We start from the raw sequence: 22,740 nt of genomic DNA on the forward strand, positions 1-22,740 counted from the left end.
TCCGACGCCGCACATCAGCCATCTGCAGAGCCTACCTTGGGCGCCGCGCGGCGCCGTTGAAGGCGGCACTGTATTGCCGCCACATGGCGACGCGCCGATCCCGCTGTCACGGCTGCGCCGTAAGCTAAGCCCATGGCTAGCAACTGGGAGCGCCTGGACCCCGCGCTGCGCGAATCCGTGCAGGACAACGTTGAACTCTATGAGCGGGTCCGTCCTGCCCTGAAACTGGTCACCCGCGAGGTGCTGCTGACGCTGCGTGCCATGCTCAAGGGCACCGAGGTGACGCCGCTGTTCGTGACCGGCCGGACCAAGACGGTGGAGTCGTTCCGCGAGAAGATTTCCCGCATTGAGGAGCCGCTGGAGCCGGGCGGGCCGCCGGTGCTGAAATTTCCGGACCCGTTCCGCACGCTCAATGACATGGTCGGCATCCGCGTCATCACCAAGCTCCCGGCCGAAAACGCCGTCGTCGCCAACCTGATCAAGCGCCAGCGCCAGCTTTTCGACTGCCGCGGCGACCGCGAGAAGGACATCGGTTCGATCGAGTCCGGGACTTACGGCTACTCGAGCCGGCACCTGATCCTGCGGACCATCCAGAACGAGGCCGTCAAGGAGTACCAGCAGGTCTTCAACCCGGAGGCGCAGCCCAACGGCAGCTACTTCTTCGAATGCCAGATCCGGACGGTCTTCGCGCACGCCTGGAGCGAGATCGAGCACGACATCCGGTTCAAGGCCGAGGATCCGCGGGCATGGACCCCGCATTTCGACCGCCAGTTCACCGCCACGGCCGCCATGTTGGAGACCGTGGAGGGTGCCTTCGCGGACCTGCACGAGCGCTACGAGGAGGTCCGCAGCTACTGGGACATGGACGGCGAGGGCGCCGCGCAGCTCACCCCCAACCGGATACGGGACGTCTGGCGGACGCTGCTGCCGCACGTGGATCGCAAGGTCGACGACGACTGGGGCTGGGCCGCCGAGTTGATGGCCGCGCACGGCTTGAACCAGACCGTGCAGCTCGCGGGCCTGCTCAGCGCCAACCGGATCACCGAGGTTCGTAAGGCCCTGGACCACCGCTACTCCCCCGGCCCCGACCGGCTGCTGGACGACCTGCTGCTCTGGCAGTACGGCACGGCGCACATCGACCTCACCGCGGAACCGGCCGACGCCGTCCCGCACCCGCGGCGCGACAGCCTGCTGCGCCGGCTCAAGCAGATCGAGCGCTACCGGCTGACCCAAGGCTAGGTGCTTCGGGCCTAGAGCCCGGCCGGCTCGAGCCGTTCCTCGACCACGTCAGCGGTTGAAGTCCCGGAACGGACCAGCTTCACCCGGTACGCGGCTTTGCCTGGCGTCTCCGTGACCGCACCATGTAGCTCGGTCCCCCGGTACAGCAGGCCCACGCCGTCGTCCGTGCAGTGGGTTTCGCCTAGGGTCCCGTCCGCCACCAGACGGTGGACGAGGGGCCGGCGTGCGGCCTCGGAGTCATAGTGGACGCCGTTGTCGAAAGGGAGTAGCCCGAGTCCGTTGCGCACCGCACGAAGCTCGGGACCAAATGAGTCCGTGGTGCCGCCGTTGAACCAGCAGATGGAACCGGCCGACACACCTGCCAGCACGACTCCGGCTTCCCAGACGCGCCGAAAGATCGTGTCCAGCTCGTGGGCGCGCCAAACCGCAAGGAGGTTGACCACCGAGCCTCCATTGACCCACACGACGTCCTGCTCAAGCAGGTACTCCTCGATGTTGTCCACGTTGGGCATGGTGAACAGGTTCAGGTGGGTGAGATTGAAACCGGCCACTCGTCCCGCTTCGCTGATCTCGTTGTTGAACCACAGTTGGTCACCGCTGGCGGTGCCGACGTGGGAAACCCTCGGCGCGCGCCCGGTTACTCCGGCCAAGTCCACCGCGTGATGGACTAGCTTGTTAAATTCCAGTCGGGTCCGCTTCCCGGGCTTATAGCCGCCGGATGTTGCAAGGATTGTCGGACTTTCGGCAGCCATTACGATGTTCTCCTCCGGTACGCGGTCGCGGTCGTGAAATCGAGCGTACCGAATCCGCCCGGGAACCCTCGCCCGAGGCCCTGCGTCTCAGGGATCGGCCCCGCGGAAACGCGTGACGTAACGCCGCTGCCAGGGCGTCTCCACGGCGCTGCGCCGGTAGTTCCGCCGCACGAAGGCGACGGCCTCGGCGGGCGGGACGCCGTCGAGCACCGCGATGCAGGCAAGTGCGGTCCCGGTCCTGCCCCGGCCGGCCCAGCAGGCGACCTCGACCCGCTCCGTTTCCGCGCGCCGCCACGCCTCGCGGAAGGCGTCGAGGGCATCGGCGTCGTCGGCGGGAACATGCAGGTCCCGCCAGCGGACCCAGCGGGAGTCCCACTCCGTCGGACGCGGGCGGCTGCCCAGCAGGTACAAGCCGAATTCGGGCCGCGGACCGGACGGAAACGGCGCCAGCAGGCCCCGGCCACGGATCAGGCGTCCGGAAGGAAGACTGAGCACACCGGGTTGGCCCGGTTCCCATGTCTTCGCCATAGTCCCGAGCGTAGCCCCTCCCGGAATCCGGTTGAAGGACCCCAAATTAGGGCCAGACGGGTCTGGCGGTAACCGATCCCGGTCCTTAGAGTGGCCCGGAACTCAAGAACCGCTGAAGGGATTCCAAGGATGTCATTCCAGGCGTACCTCGACACGATCGAGGACAAGACCGGCCTCACTCCCCGCCAACTCCTCGAGCTCGCCCGGCAGAAGGGCTTCGCGGACACGCCCGCGCAGGCCGGCGAGATCCTCGACTGGCTGAAGACGGAGTACGGGCTGGGCCGCGGCCACGGGATGGCGCTCGTCCACGTCATCCGGCAGGGCCCCGGCATCAGCAGCAAGCACGTTGGCGCCACCGGCGCGCACAGCGACGAGTCCGACACGCTCTGGCTCGACGGGAAGGCGTCCAAGCCGTCCTCGTAGCTCCCCGCCCCTAGTGCCCAGTTCCTAGTGCCCGGCGCCGAGTTTGCCGCCGAGGCGTTCGCGCATGTTGACGCTGGCGTCGTTGAGGCCGACGACCAACACGCCCTTGCCGTGTTGGTGGTATTTCTCGGTGATGGCGTCCAGCGCCGCGATGGTGGAGGCATCCCAGAGGTGTGAGGCATGCAGGTCGATCACGACGCGCTCGGGGTCCAGGGCGTATTCGAACTGGGTATAGAGGTCGTTTGAGGAAGCGAAGAAGAGTTCGCCGTCGACCCGGTACGTGGCGACGGGTCCGCCGTCGACCTCTGCCACGGTGCGGTGCACGGTAACGAAGTGAGCGACCCGGCGGGCAAACATCACCATCGCGACCAGCACCCCGACGCCGACGCCGATCGCCAGGTTGTGGGTGGCGACGGTGACGATGACGGTGGCGACCATGACGGAGGTTTCGCTCTTGGGCATCATTTTCAGGGTCCGCGGACGGATACTGTGCCAGTCGAAGGTGGCCACGGAGACGAAAATCATCACGGCAACGAGCGCGGCCATCGGAATCAGCGAGACGATGCCGCCCAGGGCCACCACCAGGATCAGCAGGAACACACCGGCCAGGAAGGTGGAGATCCGGGTGCGGGCGCCGGAGGCCTTCACGTTGATCATGGTCTGGCCGATCATTGCGCAGCCACCCATGCCGCCGAAGAACCCGGTGACGACGTTTGCCACGCCCTGGCCCCAAGCCTCCCGGGTCTTGGGCGAGCGGGTGTCCGTGATGTCATCGACCAGTTTGGCGGTCATGAGGGATTCGAGCAGCCCCACGAAGGCCATGGCGAGGGCGAAGGGGAAGATAACCTGCAGGGTCTCGAGCGTGAAAGGCACGTTCGGGACGAAGAGTGCGGGCAGCGAATCGGGCAGTGCGCCCTTGTCCCCCACGGTGGGGACGGCGACGGCGGCGAACACCGTGATGAGCGTCAGCGCCACGATCGCGACGAGCGGGGCAGGGACTGCCTTGGTGAGCTTGGGCAGCCCGAACACGATCAGCAGCCCCAGCGCCGTCAACGGGTAGACCAGCCACGGGACGCCGATCAACTCCGGCAGCTGCGAGAGGAAGATCAGGATGGCCAGCGCGTTGACGAAGCCCACCATCACCGAGCGCGGGATGAAGCGCATCAGCTTGGCCACCCCGGAGAGTCCCAGGATGATCTGGAACAGGCCGGCCAGGATCACCGCGGCAACGAGGTAGTCCAGCCCATGGGACTTCACCAGCGGGGCGATCACCAGGGCGACGGCTCCGGTCGCGGCCGAAATCATTGCCGGCCGGCCGCCGACGAAGGAGATGGTGACGGCCATGGTGAAGGACGCGAAGAGCCCGATTCGGGGATCGACGCCGGCGATGATCGAGAAGGCGATCGCCTCCGGGATCAGGGCCAGCGCGACGACGAGTCCGCCCAGCACCTCTGTTTTCAGCCGTCGCGGGGACAGCAGGGCGCCCCGAACCGATTGCAGCTGTTCGGGAGTGAAGGCCGGGGAATTCCCGGCGGTTTTGACGGCCATCGCTGGCTCCGTTCAGGGTCAGGGAGGCGCGGCAGGGCGCCCTCAGTTGCGAAGAATGCAGGGGCGCAGCACTGCGCCGGCAGGGAGCGGGACCGGCCTTGGCGGTCGCACCACTCCCCACAAACTCTACCCTAACGTGATGGTAGAGTTTAAACCGGACGAAGGAAGGGGTGCCCGTTGACGAATGCGAGCCGCAACACCATGCACATCGGCGAACTGGCAGAACGCACCGGACTGTCCTTGCGGACTATTCGCCATTACGACGACGTCGGGCTGCTCCCCGCGACGGCGCGCACCGAGGGCGGCTTCCGGGTCTATTCCGAGGCTGACGCCGCGCGCCTGATGCTGATCAAGCAAATGAAACCGCTGGGCTTCTCCCTCGAGGAGATGGCCGAAATTCTGGGCCTGCTCAACGCCGAGGCCGCCGGCCCCGCGGCCACCGGTGCCGGCCCCGACGCCCGGCTGGCTGAATTCCTGGAACGGGCCGAACACCAGCGCGCCAAGATGGCCCGCAACCTGCGCCAGGCGGACGAGTTCATCGCCCTGCTGGGTCAGCGAACCGCCTGAACCCGGCGATTGAACCCCGCGCCGAGGCCTTAAATCTGACATACTCGTCCGCCGATTGGTCATAAAGTGGCCGCATGGCGGACGCTGGTGGCACCATGCTTGGATGCTTGAGGCAACCAAATCCCCAGAGTCCGCACCGGAGTCCCGCACTGACGCGGCCACCCCGGTCAATCCGGCCCTCGCCGCCGAGGCGAAGATCGCCCGCATCGCGGTCACCGTGTTCCCGCTCCTGGTGGTGGTGGCCGGCGTCGCCGGTTTCCTCCTGCCGGGCGCCTTCAAACCGCTGGCGCCGAGCGTCCCATACCTGCTCGGCATCATCATGTTCTGCATGGGCCTGACCCTGACCCCGCCGGACTTCGCCTCCGTGGCGAAGCGTCCCTGGGCCGTGGTGCTGGGCATCGTGGCGCACTACGTCATCATGCCCGGCGCCGGGTGGCTGATCGCCCAGGCGCTGCACCTTGAGCCGGAACTCGCCGTCGGCCTGATCCTGGTCGGCTGCGCCCCGTCGGGCACGGCGTCGAACGTGATGGCGTTCCTGGCCAAGGGCGATGTGGCGCTCTCGGTGGCCGTCGCCTCCGTGTCCACGCTGATCGCCCCGATCGTCACGCCTTTGCTGGTGCTCTTCCTGGCCGGGTCCTACCTTCAGATCGACGCCGCAGGCATGGTGCTGGACATCGTCAAGACCGTACTGCTGCCGGTAATCGCCGGCCTGCTGGCCCGCCTGTTCCTGAAGAAGGTCGTCGCCAAGGTGCTCCCGGCGCTGCCCTGGGCTTCCGCCGTCGTCATTTCACTGATTGTGGCAATCGTGGTGGCGGGCAGTGCGAACAAGATCGTGGCCGCCGGCGGCATCGTCTTCCTCGCCGTGGTGCTGCACAACGGCTTCGGCCTGGGCCTCGGCTACCTGGCCGGAAAGCTCGGACGCCTGGACGACAAGGCCCGCCGCGCCCTGGCCTTCGAGGTGGGAATGCAGAATTCCGGCCTCGCGGCGACGCTGGCCACGGCCCACTTCAGCCCGCTGGCGGCGCTGCCGTCGGCCGTGTTCTCGCTCTGGCACAACATTTCCGGCGCCATCGTGGCCGCCTGGCTGGCCCGGCGCCCGCTGCGCGAGGCCTGATTCCCGCCGGGGACCCCCTCCCGGTCCTCACCCTTCTCTCATCGATTGCTCCGTAAACGCCGTTTTCAAGCCTCATAACGGCGGTTACGGAGCAATCGACGTTTCAAGAGCGGACGTCGATGCTCCGGCAGCCGTTGCGTTGCGTGACGCGGCGCGAAACCCGCCTTGCGGTGGATGCGCAGGGTCAGCAGGATGAAGTAGACCGGATTCAATGCACGGCAGGGAGGTGGAGCTCGCTCATGGACGACCAGTACACAACTGAACGGGACAGCTTCGGCAGGCTGCTGGCGGACCGGCAGGTCTGGCGGCAGGCGACGACGATCCCCGCGGCCGGCGAACTGACCGCACGCTGGCTGGAAGGCCGGAGCCAGTACCAGCCCGGAACGTTCACCCCGGGCATTGACGCGGAGACCGAGGCGATCGCCGGCCAACTGGCGGCACTCAACCGGAACGGGCTGTTCACCAAGGAGTCGCAGCCCGGGCTCCGCGAGGGCGGCAACCTCCAGCGGGCCTACGTGACGGGCTATTGCACCGCCGAGTCGGCCGGCAGCCTTCTGGACCTCTCCGCGCGGACGGAGCTGGTGACGGTGGCCCATGCCCCGGGGGAAATGAGCCGTGCCTCGATTCCCGTGACGCTGCAGGACGCCGAGATTCTCACCGTGCTGGGCACGAGCGAAAGCCCGATAGAAGCGGACCAGCTCAAGGACTGGTCCGCCGAGGCCAACGAATCGCTTGCGCTGGTCCTGGCCGAGTCCTGGTACGTCGAGATTTTCGACCCCGTCTGGGGCCGGAACGGCGTGCTGCTGGATGCTGTCCTCGACGCGCTGACGTTGGGCTGACGACGGCGGCCCCCGCCACCCCTGCCGGAGGGGCCCTCAGCCGATGCTGGCTGCCTCGTCGAGCGTGCGCGATTCGAAGTGCTCCAGCATCTCGCGCATTGCATCCACCCCCTGGGTGAAGGTGGCTGACGCCCGCCACTGTTCAATCTGTTCGAGTGACTCCCAGGGGCCGGTGCTGATGAACCGGTTCCTCACGTCATGGTCGTGCATCAGCACCGCTTTGGTGTTGGGATAGTCCTCCTGCGTTTTTCTCGCCAAATCCCGCCAGGCCTGCACAAAATCATTCTCGCGTCCCGGGTGGACCAGCCAGATTCCAAGCGTGTAGACAGACATGGCTGCCGCCTTCCATTCTCCGTACGGGGTTGATACCGCCGATTATGTTCCCGGGACGGGCGGGGCGGTAGGGCCGGACTGCCCGTCGCGCTACCCGATCAGCGCCAGCACCGCTCCGGCAGAGACCACACCACCGGCCTCGGCGCGGACGTCGGTCACCGTTCCGTCCCGGTGCGCGGCGACCTGGGTTTCCATCTTCATCGCCTCGAGCACGACGACGGGGTCCCCGGCGGCGACCGCGGCACCCGGCGCGACGAGCCACTTCACCACGGTCCCGGCCATGTGGGCCCGCAGTTCCCCCGGATCAGCTGGCGCGGCAGCGCCGCCGTCGGACGCGGCCCCCGGCGAGCCCCCAAGTGAAACTCCGGCAGGCACGGCCCCGCCAGGCAGCGTTCGGCCGGACCGCGCCCAGCCGTCCAGCAAATCCGCCGGCAGCCCGACGGCCAGACGCTTGCCGTCGACCTCGACCGTGATGGTGCGGCGTTCGCCGTCGGGCGCCGTGGTGCTGTAGCCGGGGTCGGCCGGAATCCGGTCAGCGAAGTCGGTCTCGATCCAGCGGGTGTGGATTCCCAGACCGGCCTCGGAGGTGAAGTCCGGGGACTCCAGCACGGCCCGGTGGAACGGCAGCACGGTGGCCACCCCGGTGATGCTGAGCTCCGCTAGGGCGCGGCGGGCGCGGCGCAGGGCCTGCTGCCGGTCCGCGCCGGTGACGATCAGCTTGGCCAGCAGCGAGTCGAACTGCGGCGGGACAAACGAGCCGGAGCGGACGCCGGAGTCGAGCCGGATCCCAGGGCCGGTGGGGCCGGAGAACTCGACAACTGTGCCCGGCGAGGGGAGGAAGCCGCGGCCCACGTCCTCGGCGTTGAGCCGGAACTCGAAGGAGTGCCCGCGGGGCGCCGGGTCCTCGGTGACGCGCAGCGGCTCCCCGCTCGCGATGCGGAACTGCTCCTGAACCAGGTCAATCCCGGTGGTTTCCTCCGTGATGGGGTGCTCCACCTGCAGGCGCGTGTTGACCTCCAGGAAGGCGACCGTGCCGTCGGCCGCGACGAGGAACTCCACCGTGCCGGCGCCGGAGTAGCCGGCCTCCCGGCAGACGGCCTTGGACGCCTGATAGATCTGGCTCCTCTGCCCGTCCGTTAGGAACGGCGCGGGAGCTTCCTCGACGAGCTTCTGGTGCCGGCGCTGCAGCGAACAGTCGCGGGTCCCGACGACGACGACGTTCCCGTGGGTGTCCGCCAGGACCTGGGCCTCGACGTGGCGCGGCCGGTCAAGATAACGCTCCACGAAGCACTCCCCGCGGCCGAAGGCGGCGACGGCCTCGCGGACGGCAGAGTCGAAGGCCTCCTCGATTTCGTCGAGCGCGCGGACCACCTTCAGGCCGCGGCCGCCGCCGCCGAATGCCGCCTTGATCGCGATCGGCAGCCCGTGCTGCTCGGCGAAGGCGCGGGCTTCGGCCGCGGAACCGACCGGGCCGTCGCTGCCGGCCACGAGTGGCGCCCCGGCTCGGACGGCGGTTTCGCGGGCGGTGATCTTGTTGCCAAGCAGCCGGATGGCGTCGGGCGCGGGCCCAATCCAGGTCAGTCCGGCGTCGAGGACCGCCTCGGCGAAGTCGGCGTTTTCGGACAGGAAGCCGTAGCCGGGGTGGATGGCGTCGGCGCCGGATTCGGCGGCGGCGGCCAGCAGTTTGGGGATGTTCAGGTAGGTGTCGGCGGGCGAATTGCCGCCCAGGGCGAAGGCCTCGTCCGCCGCGGAGACGTGCAGGGCGTCGGCGTCGATGTCCGCGTAGACGGCGACGGACGCCAGTTGGGCGTCGTCGCAGGCCCGGGCGATCCGGACGGCGATTTCGCCGCGGTTGGCGATCAGGACCTTGCGCATCAGTTACTCACTTCTTCGTCGGGGGTTTGTTCGGCGGGGGTGTGGTCGGGGGTGGCGGGGCCGGTGGTGCTGGAGTCCGCCCAGCGGAAGCGGATCCGGCCGCCGATCGGGACCTGCGCGGCGAGGTCCAGTTGCGAATCGACGACGACGGCGATCACGGGGTATCCGCCGGTGATCGGGTGGTCGGCCAGGAAGAGCACGGGCAGGCCTTCGGGCGGGATCTGCAGCGCGCCCGCGACGGTCCCTTCGCTGGCCAGCTCCCCGTCCCGGGTGCGCTGCAGCGGCGTTCCGTCGAGCCGCATGCCCACCCGGTTGGACTGCGGCTTGACCTGCCACTCCTGGGCGGTGAGCGAATCCAGTGCATCGGCGTCAAACCAGTCAGCGCGGGGGCCGGGGACGACGTCGAGCACGGTCACCCCGGTGCCGGGGAACTCGGGCTGCAGTTCCGGGTGGCCGACGACGCCGGACTCGGAGTCGCCGCCGGAGGCCAGGAGTTGCCGCGCGGTCAGCGGCGCCGGGCCGATCCCGGACATCGTGTCGGTGGACCGGCTGCCGAGGACCGGCGCGGCATCCACGCCGCCACGGACCGCGAGGTAGCTGCGGAAGCCGCTCTCCGGGGCGCCGATGCTCAGCGTCTCGCCGTCGAGCAGGGCGAAGGGCGTGGCCATCGGCACGGTACGGCGGTCGGGCTCCGCGTCAGGGCGGCCCGGGGTGGTGATGGCCAGTTCCGACGGCGCCCCGGCGACGGCCAGGACCTGGTCCCCGACGGCCTGGACCTTAAGTCCGCCCGCGACGGTCTCGATCGCCGCGGCCGACGGCGCGTTGCCGACCAGGCGGTTGGCGCGGCGCAGCGAGGCACGGTCCAGCGCTCCGGCGACGGAAACACCCAGTCCGGAGTGGCCGTGGCGTCCGAGGTCCTGGATCAGGCTCTGCAGGCCGGGCGAGACGATCCGGAGCCCGGAAGTCACCTCCGGCGCGGCGGTTTCAGGCTGCGGTTCCGGGGCAAGCGCCACCGTCTCCCGGACCGCGCGGAACTGGATCCGGTGGCCCGGTGCGGCCAGGGCCGGCTGCTCGCGGTCCAGGTCCCACATCCGGGCGGAGGTGTGGCCGATCAGCTGCCAGCCGCCGGGTGAGCGGCGCGGGTAGACGGCCGAGTAGGTTCCGGCCAGCGCCACGGCACCTGCGGGCACGGCGGTGCGCGGGGAGCTGCGGCGGGGAACGTTGAGGGCTTCGTTCTCCCCGACAAGGTAGCCGAATCCCGGGGCGAAGCCGGCGAAGGCCACGGTCCACTGCTGGCGGCAATGGGCGGCGATCACGCCCTCGATCCCGAGGCCGGTCAGCTCCGCAACTTCGGCGAGGTCAGCGCCGTCGTACACGGTATCGATGACCACGAGGCCGCCGTCGCGCTGCACCGGGGCGGTGAGGTCGAGCTGGAGCAGCTGCGCGGCGATCCGGCTGGCGGCGACGGGCGAGTCGGCCGTGACCATGACGGTTTCGGCGGCGGCGAGCACGTCCAGCTGCCCGGGCAACGGGCGCCCGAGGAGCAGTGCCTGCAGCGCCAGCACGCCTTCGGTGCCGGTGAGTTCTGCGAGCACCGCGCGGGTGCCCACCGCCCGCACCGCGTTCACTTTGTGGACGGACGCCTGCCGCGTTGCCATCGTTTCCATTGCTGCCTCCATCATTGCCGCCGCCTCCAGGGTCCGCGCCGCTTAGGCGCGGGCTTCCTGCAGCAGCCGCTCTTCCTCGCTGGTCTGCGGGTTCCGGCCGATCGCCAGGCCCACCACCGTCACCACGGCGGAGACCGCGAGGTAGCCGGCGATCAGGAACCAGTTGCCGGTGGCGGCGTAGAGCGCAGTGAAGATCAGCGGGGCGACGGCGCCGCCGATCACTCCGGCCAGGGTGTAGGCCAGCGAGCTGCCGGCGTAGCGCAACCGGGCCGGGAACTGCTCGGTGATGTAGGCGGCCTGCGGGCCGTACATGAACGCGTGGAAGGCGAGGCCGATCACGACGCCGATGGTCAGCATCAGCACGGATTTGCCCTGGATCATCAGGAAGAACAGTGGGATGTAGACGGCCGTGCCGACGGCGGCGATGCCGTAGACGAGGCGGCGGTTGAAGCGGTCCGTCAGCGCGCCGGCGGCCGGGATCAGGGCGAGCTGGAAGGCCGAGCCGATCAGGATGGCGCCGAGGACGTTGCCGGTGGTCATGCCCAGCTGCTTGGTGGCGTAGAGGGCGACGAAGACCGTGAAGAGGGAGTAGAGCACGTCGGGGCAGATGCGCGACAGGGCGGCTGCCAGCAGCGCGCGGGGTTCCTTGGTGAAGACCTCCTTGATGGGGGCCTTGGGGGCCTCGCCGTGGGCCTGGATGGCTTTGAAGACGGGGGTTTCCTCGAGCTTGAGCCGGATCAGGAGGCCGAAGACCACCAGCAGGGCGGAGGCCAGGAAGGCCACGCGCCAGCCCCATGACAGGAACGCCTCGTTGCTGAGGGTTGCCGCGAGGAGGGCCAGCACACCGTTGGCCATCAGGTTGCCGGCCGGCGGGCCGATCTGAGCGGCCGAGGACCAGAAGCCGCGCTTGCGGGCGTCGCCGAATTCGCTGGAGAGCAGGACGGCTCCGCCCCATTCACCGCCGACGCCAATGCCCTGCGCCAGGCGCAGCAGCACCAGGATGGCCGGGGCCGCGACGCCGATCGCCGAGTAGTCGGGCAGGGCGCCGATGAGCACGGTGGCGACGCCGATGAGCATCAGTGTGACCACCAGGACGTGCTTGCGGCCGATCTTGTCGCCGAGCCGGCCGAAGATGACGCCGCCGATCGGGCGGGCCAGGTAGCCGACGGCGAAGGTGGAGAAGGACAGCAACAGGCCGACCAGCTCATCCCCCACCGGGAAGAAGATCTTAGGGAAGATTAGCGCCGACGCCACGGAGTAGATCGCGAAGTCGTAGTACTCCAGCGAGGTGCCGGTGAGGCTAGCGATGTAGGCCTTGAGGGCGCCGGGGGGCAGGTTCCTTTTGCCGGTCCTTTTGCCGGCCCTCTTGCTGGCGGCCGGGGCGGCCTGGTGCGGTGCGGTCATGATGTTCCTCCAGATGCGGGTGCTGCCTGTGCTGGGTGGGTTGTTGAGGTTGCGCCGGGTCTAAAACGCAGCGCCGGTGAGGCTGTTAGGGGCGTTCCTAGATGAATGAGGCGGTGCCGATTCCGGCAGCGCTGAGCGCCTCGCGGACGGCGGTCGCCATGGCTACGGCGCCCGGGGAGTCACCGTGGACGCAGATGCTTTCGGCCCGGATTTTCAAGATGGAGCCGTCGATGGTGCGGACGGCGGAGTCGGTGGCCATCCGGAGGACATGTTCGGTGACCTCGGCGTGGTCGTGCAGCACGGCTCCGGGGAGGGTGCGGGAAACGAGGGTGCCGTCGCGGTTGTAGGCGCGGTCAGCGAAGGCTTCGGTGACCGCGCGGAGTCCGGCCGCCTCGGCCAGGCGGAGCACTTCCGAGCCCGGCAGGCCCAGGATGGGCAGGTTCGGATCCACGGACTTCACCGCGTCGACGACGGCCCGCGCCTGCGCGGTGTGCGCGACGATCGCGTTGTACAGGCCGCCGTGCGGCTTGACGTAGGTGACCCGGCCGCCTTCCGCGGCGGCCAGGGCCTGCAGCGCACCGATCTGGTAGACGACGTCGTCCGCCAGTTCGTTGGGGTCGATGTCGAGGAAGCGGCGGCCGAAGCCGGCCAGGTCGCGGTAGCCGACGTGGGCGCCGATCATGACGCCGGCGGAGACCGCCTCGCGGCAGGTCCGGCGGATGACGCTGGGGTCTCCGGCGTGGAATCCGCAGGCTACGTTGGCGCTCGAAACGGAACGGAACATCGCGGTGTCGTCACCGAGGCTCCAGCGTCCGTAAGACTCGCCGACGTCGCTGTTCAGGTCGATGGTGTTTAGCCCGGTGTGTGCCATGTGTGATCCTCGTCTCAGTGCTTGGCCCCCTACTAGGATGCACCATCCCGACAGATTGTTCAACAATCCGACGATTCTTTTTTGGGACAATCGTGTAGATTCGGCACTATGACGACTTCCGACGCCGGCCCCCGCGCCCTGGCGGCCGCGGCGCGGCTGCGCATCGCCGTCCCCTCCGTGGCGGACCGGGTCGCGGCCGAACTCCGCCAGCAGCTGGCCGACGGAGTGCTGCTGCCGGGCACCCGGCTGACCGAGTCGACGATTGCCGAAGACCTCGGCGTCTCCCGCAACACCGTGCGCGAGGCTTTCGCCGAACTGGCCGCGGAGCGCCTGGTGGTCCGGCAGCCCAACCGCGGAGTGTTCGTGGCCAGCCTGGCTCCCGGCGACATCCACGATGTGTACACGGTGCGGCGCGCCGTCGAGGTCGCGGCCCTGCGCGGCGGGGGCACCCCGGAGCGGGTGGCCGCGGTCCGTGCCGCGGTCGAGGAAGGCAAGGCCGCTGCGGCCGCCGACGACGAGGAGGCCCTGGGCACCGCCAACCAGCACTTCCACCGGGCGATCGTGGCGCTGGTCGGCAGTCGCCGACTGGACACGATCATGTCGCAGGTCCTCGCCGAGATGCGGCTGTTCTTCCACAAAGCCACCGTGGACGCGCACTTCTACCGCAGCTACCTGGACGATAACGAGCAGATTTGCGCCGCACTGGAAGCCGGCGAACCTGACCGCGCTGCGGAACTCCTGCTGGCCTACCTCGACCGCTCGGAACAGAAGCAGAGCGCCGTCCACGGGGAGTAGGCCGGTTCCGGGCTGGCGGGACTCAGAGGCACTCGTCCACGATTTTGCCGGTCACGCCTCCGATGATGGTGCCCAATCCTGCCCCGGCAGGTCCGCCGAGGATGCCGCCGATCGCGGCTCCCGCCCCGGCCAGTGTCTCCTGCCAGTTTCCGCCGGATTTTTTGTAGACGACGCCGGTGCTGCCACCGCCTTCCGAGTCGTCCACGGCCACGTAAGAGCCGGCCGAGGCTGAGGCGAAGGCCAGTGCCACCGGGCTGGCCCCCGGATCCAGGAGCAATTTGTCGTATGCCTTCCGGACCTCGTGGTAGGCCGCGGACGCCTCCTTCTTCCCGGAGCTGGCGGCAAATCCTTCCTCGCAGATACGGCCCAGTACCGGAACCTCCGCGTCGGTGATGAACCCCATCTCCTGGAGCCTGGCCAGGATGATCTTGCTTGCCTTCAGCCGGTCGCCCTTGGCCTCCCGCATGATGCGTGCGGACTCCCGTGAGACCGCGCTTTGCAGGTCTCCTGCACCGACCCCCAGCACCTGCTTTTTGTCCGACATTGTGCCCACCTCCATGAACTGTCTGTCCTGCAAGTGCGCACAGATTACGCCCGTCCCGGGTGCACCGGAAGACCCTGCAGATTGCCGGGCGCGGCCCCGCCGGGCGCAGCATTCTTGCTAGGCTGGCGGGATGAATCGACGCCTCGCCGCCCTGTCCGCCGCATCACTCATGATCGTGCTTTCCGGCTGCGGCCAGGTACAGCAGGCAGCGGAAAAAGCCGTCAACGACGGCGCGTCCCAGGTCGCCACCGCAGCCGGCAGCGAGATCAAGAGGCAGGCCTGTTCCCTCGTGGCGGACGGCCTGGTCAGCGTCCAGGACAAGAAGGCATTGGGCGGCCTGGTAGCCGGTGCCCAGAGCGCCGGGGTGCCGGCGGAGATCACCACTCCGCTGAAGCAGATCGCGGACTCCGGCGACAAGGTGCCGGCGGATTCGGTCAAGGCCCTGCAGGACGCCTGCGCCAAGTAGCCCGCAGCATCTGGTCGGCGGCTAGCGCTTTCCCTTTTTCCGGGATCCCTTGCCGCGGCCCTTGTCCGGGTTCGGCGCGTACCGTTGCGCCACCTTGGGTTTCTTGACTGCGGGCCCGCGCCGGTCCGGCTTCGGCTCGCGCTTGGGCTTCTCCTGCTGGGCCGAGGGCTGCCGGGAGCTGGCCGCAGTGCGGCCGCGGACGATTCCGACGAACTCCTCGATCACCGCATCCGTTGAATCGCTGGGCCACGCCAGGGCGATCTCGGTCGTTGGCGCGCCGGTAAGCTTCCGGGCCACCGTGTCCTTGACGTTGAAGTGCCGGGCCACGGACATCGGCAGGATGGCCAGCCCGGCCCCGGTGGCCACCACCTGCAGCGCCTGTTCGGGTCCGCCCAAGGCCGCCACATCGAGGAACGTCTCGGCGGCCAGGTCCGCCAGCGCGACGTCTTCGAACACGGAGATTTCATGGCCCTTGGGCGCCACCACCACGGGTTGTTCCTCGTAGAGCGGGATGACGCTCAAGCCCTCGCGCTCCACCGGGAGGCGGACGAAGCTCAGGTCCGCCGAGCCGTCGCGCAGCACCGCGAGCTGGGCGCCGTCGTCGGACATGAAGGAGTGCAGCGGGACGTCGGGCATCCGCTCTTCCCAGCGTCGGATCCATTTTCCGGGGGTCACGCCGGCAACGTACGCGAACCGCAGTCCCCGGCTCTCGGGTACCGATTCGTCGTGGGGCTGGGCTGTTTCTTCTTCTGCGGGCACAGGTTCACAGTACCGTCAGTGCCGCAGGATGCTCCCGCCCCGGCGGCCGCTAGGTACTGCTTTGGTGCTGTTTTGGTGCCCTGCGGGCTGGTCGCCGGATACCCTTGAAGCATGACCTCTGCAAACTCCCAGTCCATGAAGCCGGCCACCGTTGCCAAGAAGCTTGGCATCTACCTGCCCGCGACACCCCAGGAGTTCCAGGATTCGGTTATCACTCGCGCTGATTTCGCCGAACTCCAGGCCAATCCGCCGGAGTGGCTCGCCGAACTGCGCCGCACCGGTCCGCACCCGCGCCCCGTCGTCGCCCAGAAACTCAACGTCTCCATCAGCGGCCTCGCCCGCGGCGGCGTCGAGGAGGCGCTGACGACGGCGGAAATCACCGCGCTGCTGCAGGCTCCCCCGGCCTGGCTGGTCGCCGAGCGCGCCACCCACGCCGCGGTCCGCGCCGAAGCCCAGCGCGTCAAGGACGAGGCTGCCAAGAAGGACGCCAAGAAGGCCCGCGCCAAGGCCGAGTAGCCTTCCGGCGGGGCCCGGCGCCTAGTCCTGGTGCAGCTGGACGTAGTTCCCGCAGCCGTCGTCGAGCACCACGCTCGTGCCGCCGGGGCCTTCCGAGGGTTCGGCCTGGAAGATCACGCCTTTGGCGGCGAGCCGCTCATACTCGGCTCGTACATCCGGCACGCCGAAGACGATCGCCGGCAGCCCGGCGTCGTGGCAGGCGTTCATGTAGGCGGCACCGATGGGGTTGTCGCTGGGCTCCAGCAGTAGCCCGACCGATCCGCCATCGCCCGGATCCTTGACGATGTACAGGTTGTGCTCGGGCAGCGCCATAAGCGTTTCGAAGCCCAGAATTCCGGTGTAGAACTCGTGGGCGGCCGCCGGGTCCTTGACGTGGATACTGCACATTTTCAGTCGCATGGGCCCTAGGCTACCCGGGTGGGAACGGGGTGGGAACCGGCCATTGACGGCCTGCCCGGGATGGATTCCAATGGAAGCAGCGGAACTGCGCCCGCCCGGGACGGGTTCCGCAGGAGGTGCGCCATGCCGTCACTATCAGACTCCGCTCCGCTGGGGGCCTGGCAGTTCGCGTCCCTTGCCCTCCTCGTCGCGGCTGCAGTGGCCGGCACGGTCTACCTCGTCCGAAAGCACCGGGCGTCCGACGGCGGCCTGCCGGACGCCGTGTTCTGGGACGGTTTCGCAGGGGTCGCGATCGTCGCCCCCGCTGTACTCCTGCCGTCGCTGGTTTCCCCGTGGACCGGGCTCATGCTCGCAGCCGTGGCCGTTACGACGGCGGCTGCCAGTTACCGCTGGACGCCGAGGCTGTTCCGCTGGCAGGAAGCAAGGCGTACCGCCCGGGGCGCCGCAGCCGCCGATGCAGCCGCGGCCGACCGGCACCGCGCGGCCCTCGCACGGTGGCAGCGCTACGAATTGGATCCCGCATTCTGCATCGATTTCCCGGCCATGAGCGATCCGGCCCGGCCGGAAACCGCCGCAATGCTGAAGGCGATGAAGGCGGCCGAGCGGCTGCGCCACGGAGCCTGCCCGGACGGCCAGGCGCCCGGCGGCTACAGCACCGCCGTCGACCGGCTGGAACAGGCACTGGCGGAGGCGGAGCGCGCCGCCGGCGCGCTGCAGGTTTCCGCTGAAGGGGCACGATGACTGACATCACGATTATCGGCAGCGGCAACATGGCCCGGGCTATCGGCCTCAGGGCGGTCTCGGCGGGACGGTCCGTCCAGGTCCTGGATCGGAGTCCGGACAACGCCGCCAAACTCGCGGCGGAGCTGGGTCCGACCACGACGTCCGGCGGCCTCGGCGATGTTCCCGAGGGCGACATCGTGGTCCTGGCCCTCCACTTCGAACCGGCCAAGGAAGTCGCAACCCACTACGGCGACACGCTCAGCGGTAAGACCGTGGTCGAGATCAGCAACCCGGTCAACGTGGAAACCGGCGATTCGCTGGTGGTCGAGCCGGGCACCTCGGCGGCGGAAGAGATCGCCCGGCTGCTGCCCGGAGCCAGGGTGGTGAAGGCCTTCAACACGACGTTCGCGGGCACCCTGGCGGAGGGCTCCGCGAAGGGCATGGCGCTGGACGTCTTTATTGCCTCCGACTCCGAGGCGGCCCGCAATGAGGTGGCGGCCTTCGTCGCCGCGGCCGGACTACGGCCCCTCCAGGTCGGGGCGCTACGACATGCCCGCGAACTGGAGGGGATGCAGTTGCTGGTGATCGGCCTGCAAATGAATCCGGCTTACGAGTCCTTCAATTGGGGGACGGCGCTCAAGATCATCGACTGAGATGATCGGCCAAGCAGCGCCGCCGGTCCGGCCGGCCTAGAGTTCGACCGTACCGCTCTCGCCGACGCTCATCCGGCTGTTGGTGACCTTCGACTTCACCCACTGCAGCACGGTCGCGGCCGTTCCGCCGGGGCTGGTCCAGTATTCGGCCGAATCGGAGTCCACGCGCAGCAGGACCACCTCGGGCGTGTCCGGCCCGTCCGGGAACCACGCCTCGACGGCCTGGTTCCACCGGTCGCGGATGGCCTGCCGGTCCGTGACCACTTCCGCCGTACCGGCCACCGACACCCACTCGGTGCCCTTGCCGAAGGACACATTGACCGCGGGGTTGGCCTTGATGTGCGCCACCTGCGAGGTGCCCTCCGAGGTGAAGAACCACATGTCGCCGTCGTCTTGGACGTCCTGGACGGCCAGCGGGCGGCTGACGAGGGCGCCCTGCTCGTTACTAGTGGTGAACATCCCGATCCGCGAATCGTTAATGATGTCCGTCACCTTGCTGATGTCCTGTGCGTCCGACATGCGCTCACCTCGTCCTTGATCCAACGGAGGAAGGTCCTCCTCCCGCCAGCCTATTGATAAGTGTGCTTACTTTTCAAGGCGCACACACAGGGCTGGCGGAAGGAAGACCTTCGATTGTCCGGATTCCGGCTCAGTTGCCGCGGGTCAGGACCTGTCCCTTGAAGAACTCGGGGCGGAGTTTGGCCATGATCAGCATGAGCACCGCGCCCAGCAGGATGACGCCCATCCCGAGGATGAAGACCAGCCCCAGGCCGCCGACGGATGAACCGGAGCCGTACTCCGGGTCCATCGAGTCGTAGGCGGTCTTGAAGAACATCACCAGCAGGATGACGCCGCCCAGCAGCGGAGCGAGGAACTTGAAGAAGAACGAGTGCGCTCCGCTGAAGGCCTGGGCGCGGAAGAACCAAACGCAGGCCAGGGCGGTGATGCCGTAGTAGAAGCAGATCATCATGCCGAGGGCCGTGATGGTGTCCCACAGCGCATTTTCGGAGAGGGTCCGGGTGACGACGTAGAACACGGCGGCGGCCACGGCCGAGGCAATGGTGGCGTAGCTCGGGGACTTGTAGCTGGGGCTGATCTTGCCGAATTTGTGCGGCAGCGCCTTGTAGTGGCCCATGGACAGGAGGGTACGGGCCGGGGAAACGAAGGTGGACTGCAGCGATGCGGCCGAGCTGCTCAGGATGGCCAGTGACATCAGGATCGCGAAGGGGCCCATCACGGGTCCGGCGAGGACGGCGAAGATACTGCCCTGGTTCTCCGGGTTGCCGGCGCCGAGGCCCTCGGTGCCGACGCCGGCGAAGGCCAGGGTGGACAGCGCGACGGTCATGTAGATGATAACGATGACCAGGACCGTCACGGTGGCCGCGCGGCCCGGGGTCTTCTCCGGGTTCCTGGTCTCCTCGTTCATGGTCAGCGTGACGTCCCAGCCCCAGTAGATGAAGATGGACAGCGACACACCGGCCGCGAAGGCGGAGAAGGATTCGACGGCGAAGGGGTTGAACCAGTCCGGCGCGATGGCGGTGGCGTCAAAGGCCGTGCCGTTCGCCACGTGGCTGAAGGCCGCGACGGCGAACCAGCCCAGGACGAGCAGCTGGAAGGCGACCAGGACGTACTGGACGGTCTTGGTGGTTTCCATGCCCCGGTAGGAAATCCAGCATGCCAGGGCAATGAAGACCAGCGTGGTGGCGATATTGAGCGGCAGGTTGGTGGTCAGGTCCGCCAGCTCCGGGTTGCCGAAAAGCTGGGCGAGCATGAGGTAGAAGAAGTCCACGGCGACGGCGGCCAGGTTGGACAGCACGATGATGGTCGCCGCGATCAGCCCCCAGCCGCCCATCCAGCCGATCCACGGGCCAAAAGCCCGCGAAGCCCAGGTGAACGAGGTGCCGGCGTCGGGCATGGCGTTGTTCAGTTCGCGGTACCCGAAGGCCACCAGCAGCATGGGTAGGAAGCCCACGAGGAAGATCGCCGGAAGGTGGACGCCGACCTCGGAAACCGTCGGGCCCAGGGCGGCGGTCAGGGTGTAGGCCGGCGCGATGCAGGAGACGCCGATGACGACGGCGCCGATCAGCCCCACCGATCCGGCCTTCAGCCCCTTCTCGCTCAGGCCGTGGTCCTGCTTGCTGTGTGCTGCGGCCTTGGCGGTCGCGTGTTCAGTGCTCATGCTTGTGCCTCTCGGGAGGTGTCACTCGACGGTGATTGGTTCAGGTGCTTGAGCTCGTAGTCGCTGGGGACCACGATCATCGGCACCGGCAGGGCGCGCAGGATGCGGTTGGCAGTGCTGCCCAGGAAGATGGACCGGCTCCGGGCGAGGCGGCTTGATCCGATCAGCAGGATCTCGCCGTCTTCCCAGTCCAGCCGGTCCACGGCCTCTTCGACGCTGCGGCCTTGGGCCACCACGACGTCGGCCTTCGCGGCTGGCGCGGCGCCCGACGAATCGGCCGGCAGGGCTGCCGCGAGGTGCTTGTTGGCGTACTCGCGGGCGGCATCTGCCGCCTCGTCCGAGTCGCCCGCATCCAGGGTCAGCAGCGACACGACACGCAACGGCACCTCCCGGTTCACCGCCATGGAGACGGCGAAATCCAGCAGCTTCTCAGCGCCGGCACGGCTGCCGAGCCCGCAGCTGACACGGGTAAGCGCGTCCCGGCGGTGGTAGCCGTGCGGAGCCAGCGCCACCGGCACCGTCGCAGCGTGCAGCAGTGCGCTGGCCACGGAGCCGACGGTGAAGCGCTTGAACAGCCCGCTGCTGGTGGCCCCGATGATAAGCATGTCTGCCTGGAACTCGTCGCAGGCCTCGATGAGGGTCTGCGCGTCGGATTCCCCGCTGCGCACATGGGCCTTGGCGGGGACGTCCGCCGGGATGAGGGCGAGGGCTTCGTCGAGCCATTCCCCCGCCTGCTGGTGCAGGTAGCTGTCATAGCCCGCGGCGGGCGCGTGGGCCGCGTTGAACGGTCCGGCGTCCGGGATGGCCACCACCAGGTCCAGGCTCGCGCCACGGCCGCGGGCCAGGGAGACGGCCAGATTGACGGCATCACGGCCTCTGGCATTGGCGGAATACCCCACTACGTAACGCATCTGGCCGACCTCTCTGATCTTGTTGTTAGGGCTTCTGGGATAGGGGTTGAAGGGACGTGCTTTTCGGGGGCTAGCGGGCGGCCGGCGTGCGGTCGGCAGCGGCGGTGATCCGGGCGGCTATCCGGCGCCCCATCCGCACTGCGCCGTCCACATGCTGGTACCCCTCGGCGGCGAGGTCGGAGGAAGCCCAGTAGATCGGGCCCACCGGCGCGTGCTGGTCCCTGCCGTAGCGGTGCAGGCCGCCCAGGTCGTAGCTGGCGGCGTACGCACCGCGGGTCCATTCCTCCGAGCCCCAGTCGGACTCGTAGTAGACCTCCGGCTCGAGGGCCTTCTCGCCCAGGAAGCCGGCGATCGACTCAAGGATGGCGCGGCGTCGCTCCGCCGCGCTGAGTTCGAACATGGCGTCGGCCTTTTCGTCCGAGACAAAGCCCACGAGGGTGCCGCGGGGGTCCTCGTGGTTGGTGTTGTCGTAAACCTCCTGGACCAGCGCGTCAGCCCCGAAGCAGGTGCCGGACAGTCCATCCGCGCGCCAGAACGGGGTGCTGTAGACGGCGTGCACCTTGATGACCAGGCCGAGGGACTGGTGCTGGTGCATCTGGTGCTGGCGGCGGGGCAGCGGCGGGTTGTAGGAGACCCGGGAGTAGAGGTTCGGCGGCACGGCCATGACCACGAAGCGGGCGTTCACGGTGGCGCGGTCCGACACCACGGTGACCCGCTGCCCGGCTGTGTTTTCGCCGGCTGTGTTTCCGGCTGTGCTTCCGGCTGTGCCAACCTCCCAGTTGATCGTGCGCACCGGGCTGGAGAGGACGACGTCGTCGCCCAGTTCCGCCGCCTGCAGCAGCGAGACCTGCTGCATGCCGCCGACGACGCGCTTGTCCAGGATGAAGTCCTCATCGGTGAGGTGGGTGAAGGAACCCGCCGAAGCCGCCATCAGGACGGCCTGCAGGGCGGAGAAAGCGTGCGCGGGCTTGGTCAGCATGCCGCCGGCAATGAAAAGGCCGATGTTGTTGCAGGCTTCCTCATCGGAGGAGTTCTGGCGCAGCCAGTGGTGGAAGGAGATAGTGTCCAGTTCACGGGCCTTGGGGTGCGCCCACGGCTCGGTGGCGCCGATTTCCGCGGCGAGCGAGTCCAGCAGAGCGGTCAGCTTGTCCATCTCGGCGGCAGTGGAGTCACTGACCGGGAAGGAGTCACCGGTGTACAGGGTGCGCTTGCCGTCGGCACCGATGTAGACGGACTGGCCCTCACGGTAGCGGTCGTAGGTCTTCAGGCCGAGCTCATCGAGGAGCTCGAGCAGCGCCGTCTGGTCCGGCGAGACCCACTGGCCGCCGATCTCCAGCATGGCGCCGTCAATGGTGTCCGTCCAGGTCCGGCCGCCCACCCGGTCGCGGGCTTCCAGCACGGCAACGCTCAGGCCGGCCTTCTGCAGCTCCCGTGCTGCGGTCAGGCCCGCCGGCCCGGCTCCAACGATGACGACGTCGCGATCAAGTTCCAGCATGATGTCCTCTCTGTGGCCGCGGAGTGATGCGAGCCACTAAATGAATGCCATTCATTTAGGACGACTATAGCGGTACCGTTGGAAAGAGGGAAGACCCCGGCGCAAGATCGCATCCAGTGGAATAATCCTTGGGACAGCCC

The 22,740-nt window shown here is 68.3% G+C and carries 25 protein-coding genes; 10 read left to right on the forward strand and 15 right to left on the reverse strand.

Features of this window, described 5'->3' with window-relative positions; genetic code table 11:
* The first annotated feature begins 132 nt into the window (after positions 1-132).
* On the forward strand, positions 133-1,239 hold the full coding sequence (locus tag HNO80_RS11480) for a GTP pyrophosphokinase (RefSeq protein ID WP_175322988.1): 1,107 nt from the start codon (positions 133-135) through the stop codon (positions 1,237-1,239).
* An 11-nt stretch (positions 1,240-1,250) separates the two neighbouring features.
* On the opposite strand, the gene HNO80_RS11485 is transcribed toward HNO80_RS11480, so the two are convergent.
* Together HNO80_RS11485 and HNO80_RS11490 are read right to left on the reverse strand one after the other, a co-directional pair.
* Positions 1,251-1,991, reverse strand: coding sequence for a Type 1 glutamine amidotransferase-like domain-containing protein (locus HNO80_RS11485; RefSeq protein ID WP_175322989.1), 741 nt, complete (start codon positions 1,989-1,991; stop codon positions 1,251-1,253).
* A gap of 87 nt (positions 1,992-2,078) precedes the next feature.
* Complete coding sequence (locus HNO80_RS11490; RefSeq protein ID WP_175322990.1) at positions 2,079-2,519, reverse strand: protein-tyrosine phosphatase family protein; 441 nt, start codon at positions 2,517-2,519, stop codon at positions 2,079-2,081.
* A 129-nt stretch (positions 2,520-2,648) separates the two neighbouring features.
* Between HNO80_RS11490 and HNO80_RS11495 the strand changes: the two genes are divergently transcribed.
* Positions 2,649-2,942 (forward strand): DUF4287 domain-containing protein, encoded by a 294-nt coding sequence (locus tag HNO80_RS11495; protein ID WP_175322991.1) that lies wholly within the window; start codon positions 2,649-2,651, stop codon positions 2,940-2,942.
* A 24-nt stretch (positions 2,943-2,966) separates the two neighbouring features.
* On the opposite strand, the gene HNO80_RS11500 is transcribed toward HNO80_RS11495, so the two are convergent.
* Positions 2,967-4,490 (reverse strand): SulP family inorganic anion transporter, encoded by a 1,524-nt coding sequence (locus tag HNO80_RS11500; protein ID WP_175322992.1) that lies wholly within the window; start codon positions 4,488-4,490, stop codon positions 2,967-2,969.
* 201 nt (positions 4,491-4,691) lie between these two features.
* Between HNO80_RS11500 and HNO80_RS11505 the strand changes: the two genes are divergently transcribed.
* The 3 genes from HNO80_RS11505 (at position 4,692) to HNO80_RS11515 (ending at position 7,010) form a co-directional block, all read left to right on the forward strand.
* Positions 4,692-5,057, forward strand: coding sequence for a MerR family transcriptional regulator (locus HNO80_RS11505; protein ID WP_175323077.1), 366 nt, complete (start codon positions 4,692-4,694; stop codon positions 5,055-5,057).
* A gap of 103 nt (positions 5,058-5,160) precedes the next feature.
* The gene (locus HNO80_RS11510; RefSeq protein WP_175322993.1) at positions 5,161-6,171 is read left to right on the forward strand and encodes a bile acid:sodium symporter family protein; all 1,011 of its coding nucleotides are present in this window, start codon (positions 5,161-5,163) and stop codon (positions 6,169-6,171) included.
* 239 nt (positions 6,172-6,410) lie between these two features.
* Positions 6,411-7,010, forward strand: coding sequence for a DUF6919 domain-containing protein (locus tag HNO80_RS11515; protein WP_175322994.1), 600 nt, complete (start codon positions 6,411-6,413; stop codon positions 7,008-7,010).
* 36 nt (positions 7,011-7,046) lie between these two features.
* On the opposite strand, the gene HNO80_RS11520 is transcribed toward HNO80_RS11515, so the two are convergent.
* The 5 genes from HNO80_RS11520 to HNO80_RS11540 form a co-directional block, all read right to left on the reverse strand.
* Positions 7,047-7,343, reverse strand: a complete 297-nt coding sequence (locus HNO80_RS11520; RefSeq protein ID WP_175322995.1) for an antibiotic biosynthesis monooxygenase family protein — start codon at positions 7,341-7,343, stop codon at positions 7,047-7,049.
* Between the two features lie 90 nt (positions 7,344-7,433).
* The gene (locus tag HNO80_RS11525; protein WP_175322996.1) at positions 7,434-9,218 is read right to left on the reverse strand and encodes an ATP-binding protein; all 1,785 of its coding nucleotides are present in this window, start codon (positions 9,216-9,218) and stop codon (positions 7,434-7,436) included.
* A complete protein-coding gene (locus tag HNO80_RS11530) occupies positions 9,218-10,897 on the reverse strand; it encodes a 5-oxoprolinase subunit B/C family protein (RefSeq protein ID WP_502707849.1) in 1,680 nt (559 codons plus the stop codon). The genes HNO80_RS11525 and HNO80_RS11530 overlap by 1 nt, the downstream gene beginning before the upstream one ends.
* A gap of 30 nt (positions 10,898-10,927) precedes the next feature.
* A complete protein-coding gene (locus HNO80_RS11535; RefSeq protein WP_175322998.1) occupies positions 10,928-12,289 on the reverse strand; it encodes an MFS transporter in 1,362 nt (453 codons plus the stop codon).
* 97 nt (positions 12,290-12,386) lie between these two features.
* On the reverse strand, positions 12,387-13,160 hold the full coding sequence (locus tag HNO80_RS11540; RefSeq protein ID WP_175322999.1) for a LamB/YcsF family protein: 774 nt from the start codon (positions 13,158-13,160) through the stop codon (positions 12,387-12,389).
* Positions 13,161-13,268: 108 nt separating this feature from the next.
* Between HNO80_RS11540 and HNO80_RS11545 the strand changes: the two genes are divergently transcribed.
* Complete coding sequence (locus HNO80_RS11545; RefSeq protein WP_175323000.1) at positions 13,269-13,955, forward strand: GntR family transcriptional regulator; 687 nt, start codon at positions 13,269-13,271, stop codon at positions 13,953-13,955.
* A gap of 22 nt (positions 13,956-13,977) precedes the next feature.
* Here HNO80_RS11545 and HNO80_RS11550 read toward each other — a convergent pair whose 3' ends face one another.
* A complete protein-coding gene (locus HNO80_RS11550; protein WP_175323001.1) occupies positions 13,978-14,499 on the reverse strand; it encodes a hypothetical protein in 522 nt (173 codons plus the stop codon).
* A gap of 130 nt (positions 14,500-14,629) precedes the next feature.
* On the opposite strand from HNO80_RS11550, the gene HNO80_RS11555 reads away from it, so the two are divergent.
* Complete coding sequence (locus tag HNO80_RS11555; protein WP_175323002.1) at positions 14,630-14,965, forward strand: hypothetical protein; 336 nt, start codon at positions 14,630-14,632, stop codon at positions 14,963-14,965.
* 21 nt (positions 14,966-14,986) lie between these two features.
* On the opposite strand, the gene HNO80_RS11560 is transcribed toward HNO80_RS11555, so the two are convergent.
* The gene (locus HNO80_RS11560; RefSeq protein ID WP_175323003.1) at positions 14,987-15,724 is read right to left on the reverse strand and encodes a LysR family substrate-binding domain-containing protein; all 738 of its coding nucleotides are present in this window, start codon (positions 15,722-15,724) and stop codon (positions 14,987-14,989) included.
* A gap of 111 nt (positions 15,725-15,835) precedes the next feature.
* On the opposite strand from HNO80_RS11560, the gene HNO80_RS11565 reads away from it, so the two are divergent.
* Positions 15,836-16,240, forward strand: a complete 405-nt coding sequence (locus HNO80_RS11565; protein WP_138767873.1) for a DUF5997 family protein — start codon at positions 15,836-15,838, stop codon at positions 16,238-16,240.
* Positions 16,241-16,261: 21 nt separating this feature from the next.
* Here HNO80_RS11565 and HNO80_RS11570 read toward each other — a convergent pair whose 3' ends face one another.
* The gene (locus HNO80_RS11570; protein WP_175323004.1) at positions 16,262-16,639 is read right to left on the reverse strand and encodes a VOC family protein; all 378 of its coding nucleotides are present in this window, start codon (positions 16,637-16,639) and stop codon (positions 16,262-16,264) included.
* A gap of 123 nt (positions 16,640-16,762) precedes the next feature.
* Between HNO80_RS11570 and HNO80_RS11575 the strand changes: the two genes are divergently transcribed.
* Both HNO80_RS11575 and HNO80_RS11580 read left to right on the forward strand, forming a co-directional pair.
* Positions 16,763-17,380, forward strand: a complete 618-nt coding sequence (locus HNO80_RS11575) for a hypothetical protein (RefSeq protein ID WP_175323005.1) — start codon at positions 16,763-16,765, stop codon at positions 17,378-17,380.
* Complete coding sequence (locus HNO80_RS11580) at positions 17,377-18,015, forward strand: NADPH-dependent F420 reductase (RefSeq protein ID WP_175323006.1); 639 nt, start codon at positions 17,377-17,379, stop codon at positions 18,013-18,015. Before HNO80_RS11575 ends, HNO80_RS11580 begins: the two co-directional genes overlap by 4 nt.
* Positions 18,016-18,051: 36 nt before the next feature.
* On the opposite strand, the gene HNO80_RS11585 is transcribed toward HNO80_RS11580, so the two are convergent.
* From HNO80_RS11585 to HNO80_RS11600, 4 genes are all read right to left on the reverse strand, one after another.
* Positions 18,052-18,534 (reverse strand): pyridoxamine 5'-phosphate oxidase family protein, encoded by a 483-nt coding sequence (locus tag HNO80_RS11585; protein ID WP_175323007.1) that lies wholly within the window; start codon positions 18,532-18,534, stop codon positions 18,052-18,054.
* Between the two features lie 130 nt (positions 18,535-18,664).
* Positions 18,665-20,194 (reverse strand): APC family permease, encoded by a 1,530-nt coding sequence (locus tag HNO80_RS11590; protein ID WP_175323008.1) that lies wholly within the window; start codon positions 20,192-20,194, stop codon positions 18,665-18,667.
* Complete coding sequence (locus HNO80_RS11595; RefSeq protein WP_175323009.1) at positions 20,191-21,105, reverse strand: universal stress protein; 915 nt, start codon at positions 21,103-21,105, stop codon at positions 20,191-20,193. Before HNO80_RS11595 ends, HNO80_RS11590 begins: the two co-directional genes overlap by 4 nt.
* A gap of 70 nt (positions 21,106-21,175) precedes the next feature.
* Positions 21,176-22,600 (reverse strand): flavin monoamine oxidase family protein, encoded by a 1,425-nt coding sequence (locus tag HNO80_RS11600; RefSeq protein WP_175323010.1) that lies wholly within the window; start codon positions 22,598-22,600, stop codon positions 21,176-21,178.
* Positions 22,601-22,740: the final 140 nt, after the last annotated feature.

The sequence above is a fragment of the Arthrobacter sp. C9C5 genome (genome assembly GCF_013359735.1).
Lineage (GTDB): Bacteria > Actinomycetota > Actinomycetes > Actinomycetales > Micrococcaceae > Arthrobacter.